Origin of the sequence: Pseudomonas sp. QS1027 (genome assembly GCF_002814235.1) — a bacterium.
GTDB lineage: Bacteria > Pseudomonadota > Gammaproteobacteria > Pseudomonadales > Pseudomonadaceae > Aquipseudomonas.
Window position 1 is genome coordinate 95,857 of the sequence record NZ_PHSU01000027.1, and the last position, 11,917, is coordinate 107,773.

Below are 11,917 nucleotides of genomic sequence, written 5' to 3' on the forward strand. Positions count from 1 at the left end.
AATGATTGCGCAATCATCGAGAGATTCAAAAAAAGGTCCCGCCCGGCAGGGCAGATGACCTTTGCGCCGATACTACACTGATTGCGCAATCATTCAACCCTGTGGTTATCGGGAAAAGCTGTTTTGAGGATCAGGTACTGGCGCGGTCGATCAGGGTGAAACCGGTGTCGATCCGCACGGGATGATGACTGCCGGCGGGATACTCGAAGCGCTCCAGCAGCGCCTGGGCCACTTGCAGGCCAATGTTCTTGCCATCGACGCTGACGGTCGACAAGGCCGGGTGAACCTGGGCCGCGCTGCTCAGATCGCCGAAGCCCATGACTGCCAGGTCCGACGGTACATTCATCCCGCGACTGGCGGCTTCGGCCAGGACGCCCTGAGCCACAGTGTCGGAGCTGCACACCACAATGTCCGGCGGCACGGGCTGTTCAAGCAGGCGGCGCAGCCCTTCCCTGCCCACTTCAAGGGTGGCCGGTGGCGCCAGGATCTCCATCGGCACCTCTTCGATGCCCTGGCGCTTAAGCTCGGCAATCAGGCTGTTGCAGCGGCGCAGGCCACGGGGGTCGCTGATGGTCACCACCGAGAAACGCTTGTAGCCCTTTTTCAGCAAATGCCGGGCGGTCTCCTCCCCGACCTTTTCATGGGAGAAGCCCACCAGCATATCCAGGGGATCTTCGCTCAAGTCCCAGGACTCAACCACCGGGATACCCGCCTGGGCGAGTCGCAGACGACTGGATTCGGTGTGCAGCGTGCCCGTCAGGACAATACCGTCCGGGCGGCGGCCGAGGACCGCTTCCAGCAGTTTTTCTTCCTGCTCGGCGGAGTAGCCGGTCAGCCCCAGCAAGGTTTGATAGCCCGCCTGGGTCAGGCGATCCATCAGTGATTGCACGGTGTCGGCAAAAATGGAGTTGGCAATGGTCGGAAGGAAAATCGCCACCAGACGGCTTTTGTTGCTCGCCAGGCCGCCGGCCAGCATATTCGAAACATAGCCGGTCTTGCGCACCGCCTCACGGACCTTTTCCCGGGTCTCCTCGGTCACCAGTTCCGGTCGATGCAAGGCCCTGGAAACCGTCATCGGCGAAACGCCGGCCACCTTTGCCACATCAATCAAGGTCAGGCTGGCGCCCTTCTTGGAAGCGTTGATCGAAGTGTCAGTGGAGGACGCCGCGGGTTTCTTGGCCATGAACCTTTCCGAATCTGAAGCTCAGTCTCTGAAGCTGCCGTGCGAGGCAGGCTGTAAGCGCGGGGAATCTACCAAAACCCCGCGCAACATTCACGATACTTGGTTTTGGCTCGCTCAGAGGGCGACGATCAAGCCGGCGGTGATTTCTTCTTGTGCCCTGCCCCGGCCAATCAACCAGCGCTGAAAGGCCCGGCATTGGGATTTCTGCAGGGTGTTGGGATGCCAACTCAGGTAATACGGCGAAGGCAGCGGCATGGCGCGGCCCCAGGGAATGACCAGGCGCCCTTCATCAATATCGCGGGAAATCATCGAAAACTGCGCCAGCACCACGCCCTGGTGATCGATGGCGGCCTGGATCGCCATGCTCGACGAAGAAAAACTGCGACGGATGACAATCGCCTGTTCGACGGTGACACCTTCGTGCTCGAACCATTCGGCCCATGAGGGTGGCGAGTCGAATTTAGGCCGCGAATCGATACGGATCAGCGGGTATTGGAGCAGGTCAGCGGCCTGCTCCACCTGGCCTGGATAGCCTGGAAGGCCCAACAGCGTCGGTGAGCAGGCCGGCACCACACAATCGCGAAACAGCACGACGCTGTGCTCGGCATATTGGCCTGGTTCGCCATAACCGATCCGAAAATCGGCGTTTTCCTCCTCCGAGGTATCCGCCAGGGTGCTATCCAGATAGATGTCGAGGTCCCCATGCTCATGCTGCCATTCGTAGGTCAGGGGCCCCAACCACTTGGTCATGAGTGAAGGCAGGCCACTGACATACAGGTTGTTGGGATTTTTCGAACGCTCGACTTCGGAAACCGCGGCTCTCAACTCTTCAAAGGCGCCAGAACATCGCGCATGAAAACGCAGGCCAATGGCGTTCAGCCGCAGGCGCTGTCCCTCCTTGACCGTCAGGCTCATGCCCAGGGCCTCTTCCAGCAACTTCATCTGCTGGCTCACCGCGCCCACGGAGAGGTTCAGGCGCTTGGCCGCCTGGGAGATGCCACCGCAGTGACCGACGGTTTCAAACACCTGGAGGGCTCGCAAAGGCGGTAGACGGCTCATGGCAGTAAAAAGCTCTCGAAGGCATTTTAAGTTTAGAAATTCTATTAAAACTGACAGAAATTGCCATATTTTCTTCATCGATAAATCGCTTTAGCCTTCTCCCACGCTCAATCGAGCGATGACTCAGCCGGTCCGGCCCCTCAATCATTTCGTTTCTCGGGAGTTCGCAATGACAGCTCATCCTCAGCAGATCACTCAGGTCGTTCTTGGCGACAGGGAACCTTCCATCGAAGAGTTCGTCGCGGTAGCCCGTTACTCCGCCAAGGTGTCGTTTTCCGAGACCTACAAGAACCGCGTGAACAGATCCCGGGGTCTGGTCGAGCGTTTCCTCGATGAGAATCGACTGGTCTATGGGGTGACCACCGGCTTCGGCGACAACGTCCGGCATGTGATTTCGCCGCAGAATGCCAAGGAGCTTCAGGTCAATATCGTGCGTTCCCACGCCGTCGCCGTCGGCGAGCCGCTCAAGCGTGAACAGGTTCGGGCCATCCAGTTGATGGTGTTGATCAGCCTCGGCAAAGGGTTTTCCGGGGTGCGCCTGGAGTTGCTGGAACTGATTGCCGGGCTGCTCAACCATGACGTCGTGCCGTTTGCGCCCGGCGAGGGTTCGGTGGGTTACCTCGCTGTCGAAGGGCACCTGGCCCTGGTCCTGCTTGGTGAGGGCAAGGCCCGGGTCAATGGCGGCGAATGGGTCGATGGCGCCACCGCACTGGAGCAGGTCGGCCTGCAACCGACGGACCTGCAGTGCAAGGAAGGCCTGGCCATGCTCAATGGCACCATGTCGGTGACCGCCATCGCCATCCTGGCCCTCTACAATTCCATGCAGAGCGCGGCCCTGGCCGACGTCGTCGCCGCCCTTTCCCTGGAAGCGCTGAAGGGCACGATTCGGGCCTTCGACCCGCGTTATCACTCGATCAAGGCTCACAAGGAGCAGGCGCAAACCGCCAGGGATATCAAGGCGATGCTGCACGACAGCCAGTTGATCGCCGAAAACATCGACTACCGGTTACAGGACGCCTACAGCCTGCGGGCCATTCCCCAGGTGCACGGCGCGTCGAAACGCTTTATCGATCACGCCCGGGAAAACATCGAGAACGAAATCCACTCCTCGGGCGACAACCCGATCATCTACCCGCTTGAAGACGGCGACGGCATTGCCATCTCCGGCGCCAACTTCGACGGCAGCTATATCGGCATGTCGGCGGATTCGCTGTGCGTGGCGCTGGCCAGCCTGGCGAAGATTTCCGAGCGCCGTATCGACCGCATGGTCAACTCGCACTTCAGCGAAATGCCGGCCTTCCTGGTGCGCAACCCGGGCCTCAACAGCGGCTATATGATTCTGCAATACACTGCGGCGGGCCTGTATGCGGAAATGAAGGCACTGTCGTTCCCCTCCACGGTCGACAGCTTCTCGACCTGTGCCAACCAGGAGGATCTGGTCAGCCTGGCGTACAACGCCGCTATCAAGGCCTATAAAGTGTCCGAAAAGCTCGAATCGGTGCTGGCGATCGAGCTGCTGGTGGGTTGCCAGGCGCTGGACTTCCATGACGTGCACAAGGCGTCCAGCGTGACCAAGGCGGTTTATGACCTGGTACGCAGTCGCGTGCCGGTCGCCGACCATGATCGTGCCTTCTATGTGGACATGGTGAGTGTTACCGAACAGGTGCGCAGTGGTGAGGTGCTGGCCACGGTGCAGAAAAACCTCAAGTAAACCGGTTGAACCCCAAGGCCGTCCTTTGGCCGTCAAGGCAGGCGTTTCGCTGCCTCTCGACGACTGGAGGACGGCTTTTTCCGTCACACAAGCCCCCACACCCAGCGTTCCCCAACGCGCACTAAGATCTCTCAAACTGTCACCGAGCGCCCCAACGTAGCGCAATTCCCAGCCTAGGTAACAATACTTATCCCCTCGGCAAAACTCCCCCAAAAAAAACTCCCCTCAGCAAGCCCTTGTCCTGCAAGCCCTACAGCCAAATCCCAGGTTTTATTGAGCGGCGCCCCCTCAAGTTGGCCGCTTGATTGCATATGCTTGTATGTACAAGTAAATGTGTGTGCGTATAAGTTGGTAGCAAGGTCCATGCGCAGCACCTGTTTACGCTTGGGAGCAAGGTCACAAACCTGCCGATGATCACGGCTTGATCGATCGATCAGGGGCACATGGAGAGGGGGCAGCCAGCCAGGCTGAAACCATCAGGGGTGCGAATTAACCCGCTTGACTGGCAGGTTGGCTGTTTATGGTTTTGTCTTGTCTGCACACGAACCGTTGCGCAGGCAAGCATTGGAGATTCGGCCTGAGCCGGATCAGTTCGCAACACTCCATTGATTAGGCAGGAAGTTATCAAGATGTCGAAGAAATCAAGCTGGTTGGGTTCTGTAGCGCTCAGTGCAATGGTTCTGGCCTGTGCCCCGGCACTGCAGGCCAAAGAGTGGACCTCGGTGAATATCGCCACCGAAGGCGCCTATGAGCCCTGGAACCTGACGCTCCCAGGTGGAAAGATCGGCGGCTTCGAACCCGAGCTGATGGATATCATCTGCCCGCGCATGAAGCTCAAGTGCAACGTCGTGGTGCAGAACTGGGACGGGATGATCGCCAGCCTCAATGCCGGCAAATTCGACGTGCTGATGGACGCCATCGTCATCAACGACGAACGCCAGAAGGTCATGGCCTTCTCGACGCCTTATGCCCAGACCCCGGCCAGCTTCGTCTCGCTGAAAGCCGATCTGCTGCCGGGCAAAACCGGTGACGCCGCCGCCATCACCCTGGGCACCGATGCCAAGGAAGTCCGCGCCGGCGTTGAAGACCTGCGCAAGGCCCTCAAAGGCAAGACCATCGGTATCGCCTCCGGCACCATCTACACCCCGTTCATTGATGAAAACTTCAAGGATGTCGCGACCATTCGCGAGTACGGCAGCTCGGCCGAAGCCATCCTCGACCTGCTGGCCGGTCGTATCGACGTCGCCTTCGACGACGTAACCTTCTTCAATTCGGTCATGGACAAGCCAGAGAACAAGCCGCTGGTCTTTACCGGCCCGGTCATCAAAGGCCCGATCTGGGGTGAAGGCGAAGCGCTGGGCTTCCGTCAGAAAGACCCGGAGCTCAAAGCCAAGTTCGACGCAGCCCTCAAGGAAGCCATGGCTGACGGCACGATCAAGAAACTGAGCGAGAAGTGGTTCAAGGCAGACCTTACCCCTAAGCAGTGATTCTGAATGGCCCGGCAACGTAACGGTTGCCGGGTTGCTTGAACCTTCATCATAAGTGGGACCTTCTATGAACCTCTTGCAGCTACTCAGTTTTGGTGACTCAGGCTGGGGAATGGCGCTGCTCAAGGCAGCAGGCATGACCGTGATATTGACCCTGGCGGCGCTGCTGGTGGGTGCGGTATTTGGCAGCCTGGTCGCTGCGGCCAAGCTATCCCGTCGGCGCACCCTGCGCTGGCTCGGAGACCTGTATTCGATTCTGTTCAGGGGCATCCCTGAGCTGCTGGTGATCTACCTGTTCTACTTCGGCGGCGCCAGTGTGGTCACCGCGGTTGGCCACTGGTTCGGCGGCGAAGGCTATATCGACGTGCCGCCTTTCCTGGTGGGTGCATTGGCGGTCGGGCTGATTTCCGGCTCCTATCAGGCCGAAGTCTACCGTGGCGCCTTTCTCGCCGTATCCAAGGGCGAACTGGAAGCCGGGCTGGCCATCGGCATGAGCCGGGCCATGCGTTTCAAACGGATCCTGATCCCCCAGGTACTGCGCTTTGCACTGCCCGGGCTGGGCAACGTCTGGCAAATGAGCCTGAAGGACTCCGCGCTGATTTCCGTGATCGGCCTGGTGGAATTGATGCGGGCCAGTCAGGTCGCGGCCGGATCGACCCGGCAATATTTCACGTTCTACATCATCGGGGGCATCGTGTACCTGGTTCTCACTGGCCTGTCCGGTCGGCTTTTCAACATGGCCGAGGCTCGCGTGCGTCGCACGCAGCAGCGCAGCCCAGTCTAGTCAGAGTCGGAAGGACTACTTATGATCGATTTTCCGTTCCTTGCTGACACCATGCTCAAGCTGTTGGCCGCGTTGCCCACTACGCTGACGCTGTTTTTCTGCTCATTGGTGATCGGCCTTACCCTTTCCGTCGGCATTGTCAGCCTGCGGGTCAGCCGCTGGTGGTTCTTCAGCTACCCGGCGCGTTTCTACATCATGCTGTTTCGCGGCACGCCGCTGCTGATCCAGATGTTCCTGATCTACTACGGGCTGGGCCAGTTCCCGGCCATCCGCGACAGCTTCGCCTGGGTCCTGCTCAAGTCGCCCTATGGCTGCGCGGTGGTTTCACTGGCTTTGTGCACCGCCGGTTATACCGCCGAGATCATTCGTGGCGGGCTGCTCAGCGTGCCCCAGGGGCAGATCGAGGCCGGCAAGGCCGTGGGTATGTCGCCGTGGGAACTGCTGCGCCGGATCATTGCGCCGGTCACCCTGCGCCAGGCCCTGCCGGCCTACTCCACCGAAGCCATTCTGCTGGTCAAGTCCACGGCGCTGGCCAGCCTGGTGACGGTGTGGGACGTCACGGGCGTCGCGCAACAGATCATCCAGCGCACCTATCGCACGATGGAAGTGTTCATTTGCGCAGCGTTGATCTACCTGGTGCTGAATTTCCTGGTCGTTCGTGCAGTCGCCTGGCTCGAGTATCGTCTCTCGCCGCACTTGCGTGAACGGCCAGTCGACGCCATCAAAAAAGCCAGCCCTTCGCTGCCTACCCATTCCTGATTTGATACGGAGCCTGCCATGAGCACTCAGTCCGCCTCTGCCCTGTCGGTGACTAATATTCAGAAGTCCTTCGGCAGCGCCCATGTCCTCAAGGGCATTTCCCTGGACGCCCACAAGGGCGACGTGATCTCGATCCTCGGCGCCAGTGGGTCCGGTAAAAGTACCTTCCTGCGCTGTATCAACCTGCTGGAAACCCCCGACCAGGGCATCATCACCGTCAATGGTGAAATGATCGAAATGAAGCAGCACGCCGACGGCCGCCAGACCCCGAGCAACGCCCGCCAGGTCGAGCGCATGCGCAGCTGCCTGGGCATGGTGTTCCAGAGCTTCAACCTGTGGTCACACATGACCGTGCTGCAAAACGTCATTGAAGGCCCGATGCGGGTGCTCAAGCGTTCCCGTGCCGAGTGCGTCGAGGAAGCCGAGGCCCTGTTGCACAAGGTCGGCCTGTACGACCGCCGCGACTATTACCCGGCGCACCTGTCCGGTGGCCAGCAGCAGCGCGTGGCGATTGCCCGTGCACTGGCGATGAACCCGCAGGTGATGTTGTTCGACGAACCGACTTCGGCCCTTGACCCTGAGTTGGTGGGCGAAGTGCTGCGGGTGATGCGCTCCCTGGCCGAAGAAGGCCGCACCATGCTGGTGGTCACCCACGAAATGGGCTTTGCCCGCCACGTGTCAAACCGCGTGGTGTTCATGCACGGCGGCCTGATCGACGTCCAGGGCACGCCGACGGAACTGTTCGAGGGTTTGCCCACCGAACGCTTCAAGCAATTCGTCTCCAGCCACCATGAGCGAACCACCGAATAAGGCAGCTCGGCACCATTGCCTCGCAAAACGACAACGGCCCCTGATTTGGGGCCGTTGTCTTTTCCAGTCGGTCATTGATGTGGAATCTGGCAACAGTGTTTGTCCAGCGAGCCACTATGTGAGGGAATAACAAGCACCTAGTATCGTCACTACCCAGTGAGCCAATGCAATAAGCATTCACCACTCACGCGGTAAACACTCGAAATCCCAGACGATACGGTGAACATCATGAACTTCTCGAAAATCGCACTTATCCTTGTTCTTGGCAGTGCAGCTACGCAAGCATTTGCCGACGACAGCTATTCAACCGCCGCCACCAGCAAGCTGCCTGTAGAAACTTACACATCCGAAGCAAAACCCGATATTGAAAAAATCATTGCCATCACCGAGGCCGCCGACCAATGCGCGCCGGTGCCCGTGCAAATGACCTATGAGGACTCCCATGGCCAGCGCCACATCCTGCAATATCAAGTGATGGGCACGGGCTGCTCAAACGGCTGAGTGCTTTTGTGGACGATGGAGGGTCGACACTCCTTCCCCGCACGGCCAGATAAAAAAGCCACTATCGTTGTTGCAAACCGACCACTTCCTTATTGACCGCCAACAACTCCGGAATCGCACCTTTGAGAAACTCTACCCAGGTTTTTATCTTGGCATCGACAAACTTTCGCGAAGGGTAGATTGCAAACAAATTCAACTCCTCAAGATGATGGTTGGGCAGTACCCGCACCAATGTTCCGCTCCTCAGTCCCTCGACAGCAGACGCAATAGGCTGTATCCCGATCCCCATTCCGCTTTTTATCGCGACGGTCATGCCATCGGCGGTATTGATGTGCAAGGGAGACAATGGCGTCGTGACGCTCTCCATGCCTTCGGGCCCTTCGAATATCCAGTTTTCAGCCGGCATGACCGTGTTCACGATTCTCAGGCAATCGTGTGAACAAAGATCTCCCGGAGACTCGGGGTGCCCGCGTTTTTCCAGGTAGGCAGGCGAAGCGCAGAGAATGCTGTAGGTGCTGCCGAGCCGCTGCGCGACAAAGCCTGAATCGGGCAGATCCCGCGCCAGCACAATCGACATGTCGTAGCCCTCCTCCAGCAAGTCGGGCAGCCGATTGGTCAGGACCAGATCAAACATCACCGAGGGATGGGTCTCTCGATACTTGGCGATGGCCTGGATCACATAGTGATTGCCGATGGCCGACATGGCGTGAATCTTCAGCCGGCCAGCCGGCATGACCTGAGCCGTACCGGCCTCCTCTTCCGCTTCACGCACCTCATCGAGGATTTTCTCGCAGCGCTGCAAATAACGCACACCGGCTTCGGTGAGTGCCAGGCGCCGGGTCGTCCGGTTGATCAGGCGGGTTTGCAGCCTGGCCTCAAGGCTGGAGATGGCTTTGGAGACGTTGGCGGTGGTGCTGTTCAGGATCTCGGCGGCCCCGGTAAAGCTGCCGCTTTGAGCGACCACCGTGAAAAAACGCATGGTCTGAAATACATCCATCGTTTCCACCTCGGGAAATTGGCAAAACTACCATAGCCCAGCCTGGAGAATGGCTCGTAAAAAAGGGGCGGCCCTACAACAGCCGCCCCTGCTTACGGGTTATTTCTTGCGCGCAATAAACCCGGGCACGCCGGTTTCCACCACCGAGTTGAAGCGTATCCGGGTGGTGATTTCTTCGCGGATTTCAGCCATGGCCCGGTGCGGCAAGGTGGCAATATCAAAGTTTTCCTGGATATGGCTTGGTGTCGCCGAGGTGGTCAGAAAAGCGCTTCCCCGCTGTACTGCCCAGGCCAATGCGACTTGCGCCGGGGTTTTCTGCAAGCGCTGGGCGATTGCGGTCATCACCGGTTCCTCCAGCACATTGGGCTCCATGCCATGTCCAAGCGGCGCAAACGCCAGGAGGATAATGCCGTGCTCCTGGCAGAACTCGAGCAGTTCCCATTCAGGCAGGTAAGGGTGGGATTCAACCTGTACGACGGCAGGTTTTATCCGCGCCACGGCCACCAGCGCTTTCAACGCTTCCAGGGTGATATCAGACAGGCCGATGGACTTGCACCGACCTTCATCCACCAGGCGCTCAAGCGCCCTCCAGGTCTCGATCAAGGTGACGCCCGAATCGTAGATGACATGCCCCTGAAAATCCCTCGGGTCCTGGTCATCGCCGGGCTGGAAGGCAAAGGGCGTATGGATCAGGTAGCAATCGATGTAATCCACCTGAAGTCGGCGGCAGCTGGCGGCAAACGCCGGCTCGACGCGTTCGGGACGATGGTTGGTATTCCACAGCTTCGTGGTGATGAACAGCTCTTCTCGCCGAACCTTACCGGTCTGCAAAACCTCCTGTAGGGCTACACCGACACTTTCCTCGTTGCGATAGCGCTCCGCACAATCGAAATGACGAAAGCCCGTTTCCAACGCTGCCTTGACCGCTTGCGTGGTCACCGAGAGGTCTCGAAACAGCGTGCCAAAACCAACGGCAGGCATCTCACCGGTTCCGTGAGCAATAGGGAATCTGGTGTCGCGAAGCGCATCGTGATAAGTCATGCCTTTACTCCATTGCCTGGGGCCACAACCGCAACCACGGCAGTGACCGTTCATAAAACTTGGGGATGCCGGCCAGTACGCGAAGAAGGTCCGCTAATACATGGCTTGGCCAGGGGTTCGGGCGTTGCCGCTGTTAGCGACCCGCCACTTTTTGCTCAAGAACACCGACAGAGTTACCGCCGAGCGCCACGAACAGCCGCACCGTGTCGAGATACCGGGCGGTCTTCACACGGATCTGTCCCAGTAGCGCCTGCTGGTACGCACGCTCGGCCTCCAGCACTTGAAGCACACTGTTCTCGCCTTGCGCGTAGGCCTGTTGGTTCAAGCGCAAACTGGTTTCGGCGGCGCGCAGCGCGTCCCCTTGGGCGAGGTTTTCCTGCTCGTCATGGTTGATCGCCTGCAACGTGTCGGCGACCTGGCCGAACGACTGGATGACCGTTTGCTGGTAGCCGGCGAGAGACGCCTTGTAGCCGTCAACTGCCGCCTGGCGTTCAGCCTTGAGCGTTCCGCCATCGAAGATCGGCCCCGCCAGCCCCGCCGCGAAACCCCAGAGCGCCGCGCCGCCATTGCCGGAAGCGGCCTGCGCCAAGGACGCGGAAAGCTCGACGTGCGGATACAGGTTCGCGGTGGCGATACCCACGGCGGCACTGGCCATGTGCAAGTCAGCTTCGGCTTGCCGGACATCGGGTCGGTCGTGGGCCATTTCCGAAGGCACACTGACCGGCACGCCGGAGGGCAAGACAAACTCGGCCAGATCGAAGTCCGGCGCGATCCAGTCAGCCGGCCCCTTCCCGGTCAGAATCGACAGCGCATGGCGTGCCGCATCCCGCTGCTGGGCCAGGGGCGGTAACAGCGTGCGATCCTGCGCCAAGCGCGTCTCGGCCAGTGCAACATCGATCTGCGTGGTGCTGCCGTTGAGGTGGGCCATGCGCACCAGCTCAAGATTCCTGCTGTCATTGGCCAGCAGTGTCTCGACCGCCACCCTCTGCGCGTTGGCAGAGGCCAGCAGCAGCGCCTGGCTGGCGACGTTGCCAGTCAGGGTCAGATAGGCCGCTTCGTAGCGATGCGTCTGAAGATCGACAAGGGCGGCTTGTTGTTCAACCCGCCGCTTGTTACCGCCGAACGCATCCAGGTCGAAGCTGACCTGCGGCCCGATGCTGTAGAAATTGGCCACCGATGGGTCGGCGGCGGTATGGACCCGTTGGCGACCGGCCTGGGCGGCAAAGTCGACCTGCGGATAGAGCGCGCCCTGCGCAGCAAGCACGGACGAAGCCGCCTGCCGGAGCGTCGCGTCAGCCGCCACCAGCTCAAGATTGCCATCGATTGCCCGACGGACAACCTGATCGAGCTTGGGTGATTGAAAGGCCGACCACCAGTCACCACTGGCCTTCTTGCCCAGGTCAATCCTGCCGCTCTGACCCAGCCCCTGCTCGGCCTGTTGGTCATAGTGCTGCGACAGGCTTTCCGGTGGAGCCTTGTAGTCAGGGCCGACGGTACAGGCAGACAGGAAAAAAGCCGCCGACACCGCACCGACCGTCACAGGGAACCGCTGTCTGTTGAGAACGAACGCATGGGGTTTCATTTG

At 59.7% G+C, this 11,917-nt stretch carries 12 protein-coding genes; 6 read left to right on the top strand and 6 right to left on the bottom strand.

Translation table 11 applies throughout. From position 1 onward, the window contains the following. Positions 1-130: 130 nt before the first annotated feature. Positions 131-1,183, bottom strand: a complete 1,053-nt coding sequence (locus CWE01_RS23170; protein ID WP_100942873.1) for a LacI family DNA-binding transcriptional regulator — start codon at positions 1,181-1,183, stop codon at positions 131-133. Positions 1,184-1,297: 114 nt separating this feature from the next. Next, positions 1,298-2,242, bottom strand: a complete 945-nt coding sequence (locus CWE01_RS23175) for a LysR substrate-binding domain-containing protein (RefSeq protein WP_100942874.1) — start codon at positions 2,240-2,242, stop codon at positions 1,298-1,300. A gap of 169 nt (positions 2,243-2,411) precedes the next feature. Between CWE01_RS23175 and hutH the strand changes: the two genes are divergently transcribed. Beyond that, positions 2,412-3,953 (top strand): histidine ammonia-lyase, encoded by a 1,542-nt coding sequence (gene hutH, locus CWE01_RS23180; RefSeq protein ID WP_100942875.1) that lies wholly within the window; start codon positions 2,412-2,414, stop codon positions 3,951-3,953. Positions 3,954-4,126: 173 nt separating this feature from the next. Here the strand turns inward: hutH and CWE01_RS33355 are convergent, their stop codons facing one another. Beyond that, positions 4,127-4,318, bottom strand: a complete 192-nt coding sequence (locus CWE01_RS33355) for a hypothetical protein (RefSeq protein WP_157815259.1) — start codon at positions 4,316-4,318, stop codon at positions 4,127-4,129. Positions 4,319-4,675: 357 nt separating this feature from the next. Between CWE01_RS33355 and CWE01_RS23185 the strand changes: the two genes are divergently transcribed. The 5 genes from CWE01_RS23185 (at position 4,676) to CWE01_RS23205 (ending at position 8,294) form a co-directional block, all read left to right on the top strand. Then, entirely contained in the window at positions 4,676-5,440 is a 765-nt protein-coding gene (locus CWE01_RS23185) for a transporter substrate-binding domain-containing protein (protein WP_100943033.1), read from the top strand. A gap of 112 nt (positions 5,441-5,552) precedes the next feature. Then, positions 5,553-6,224, top strand: coding sequence for an ABC transporter permease (locus tag CWE01_RS23190; RefSeq protein WP_281438657.1), 672 nt, complete (start codon positions 5,553-5,555; stop codon positions 6,222-6,224). Positions 6,225-6,245: 21 nt separating this feature from the next. Continuing rightward, positions 6,246-6,983 (top strand): ABC transporter permease, encoded by a 738-nt coding sequence (locus CWE01_RS23195; RefSeq protein WP_100942877.1) that lies wholly within the window; start codon positions 6,246-6,248, stop codon positions 6,981-6,983. An 18-nt stretch (positions 6,984-7,001) separates the two neighbouring features. After that, positions 7,002-7,793, top strand: a complete 792-nt coding sequence (locus CWE01_RS23200) for an ABC transporter ATP-binding protein (protein WP_100942878.1) — start codon at positions 7,002-7,004, stop codon at positions 7,791-7,793. 228 nt (positions 7,794-8,021) lie between these two features. Continuing rightward, the gene (locus tag CWE01_RS23205; RefSeq protein WP_100942879.1) at positions 8,022-8,294 is read left to right on the top strand and encodes a DUF2790 domain-containing protein; all 273 of its coding nucleotides are present in this window, start codon (positions 8,022-8,024) and stop codon (positions 8,292-8,294) included. Between the two features lie 61 nt (positions 8,295-8,355). Here CWE01_RS23205 and CWE01_RS23210 read toward each other — a convergent pair whose 3' ends face one another. From CWE01_RS23210 to CWE01_RS23220, 3 genes are all read right to left on the bottom strand, one after another. Then, positions 8,356-9,291, bottom strand: coding sequence for a LysR family transcriptional regulator (locus CWE01_RS23210; RefSeq protein ID WP_100942880.1), 936 nt, complete (start codon positions 9,289-9,291; stop codon positions 8,356-8,358). A 99-nt stretch (positions 9,292-9,390) separates the two neighbouring features. Continuing rightward, positions 9,391-10,332 carry an aldo/keto reductase gene (locus tag CWE01_RS23215; protein ID WP_100942881.1) on the bottom strand — a complete coding sequence of 314 codons (942 nt, stop codon included), beginning with the start codon at positions 10,330-10,332 and terminating at the stop codon, positions 9,391-9,393. 133 nt (positions 10,333-10,465) lie between these two features. Continuing rightward, the gene (locus CWE01_RS23220; protein WP_100942882.1) at positions 10,466-11,914 is read right to left on the bottom strand and encodes an efflux transporter outer membrane subunit; all 1,449 of its coding nucleotides are present in this window, start codon (positions 11,912-11,914) and stop codon (positions 10,466-10,468) included. Positions 11,915-11,917 lie beyond the last annotated feature (3 nt).

Bases quoted from the DNA above. Each gene is read 5' to 3' on its own strand.
- CWE01_RS23220 (WP_100942882.1), bottom strand. From the start codon at position 11,914: ATGAAACCCCATGCGTTCGTTCTCAACAGACAGCGGTTCCCTGTGACG.
- CWE01_RS33355 (WP_157815259.1), bottom strand. From the start codon at position 4,318: ATGGACCTTGCTACCAACTTATACGCACACACATTTACTTGTACATAC.
- CWE01_RS23190 (WP_281438657.1), top strand. From the start codon at position 5,553: ATGGCGCTGCTCAAGGCAGCAGGCATGACCGTGATATTGACCCTGGCG.
- CWE01_RS23210 (WP_100942880.1), bottom strand. From the start codon at position 9,291: ATGGATGTATTTCAGACCATGCGTTTTTTCACGGTGGTCGCTCAAAGC.
- CWE01_RS23205 (WP_100942879.1), top strand. From the start codon at position 8,022: ATGAACTTCTCGAAAATCGCACTTATCCTTGTTCTTGGCAGTGCAGCT.
- CWE01_RS23200 (WP_100942878.1), top strand. From the start codon at position 7,002: ATGAGCACTCAGTCCGCCTCTGCCCTGTCGGTGACTAATATTCAGAAG.
- CWE01_RS23195 (WP_100942877.1), top strand. From the start codon at position 6,246: ATGATCGATTTTCCGTTCCTTGCTGACACCATGCTCAAGCTGTTGGCC.
- CWE01_RS23170 (WP_100942873.1), bottom strand. From the start codon at position 1,183: ATGGCCAAGAAACCCGCGGCGTCCTCCACTGACACTTCGATCAACGCT.
- hutH (WP_100942875.1), top strand. From the start codon at position 2,412: ATGACAGCTCATCCTCAGCAGATCACTCAGGTCGTTCTTGGCGACAGG.
- CWE01_RS23175 (WP_100942874.1), bottom strand. From the start codon at position 2,242: ATGAGCCGTCTACCGCCTTTGCGAGCCCTCCAGGTGTTTGAAACCGTC.
- CWE01_RS23215 (WP_100942881.1), bottom strand. From the start codon at position 10,332: ATGACTTATCACGATGCGCTTCGCGACACCAGATTCCCTATTGCTCAC.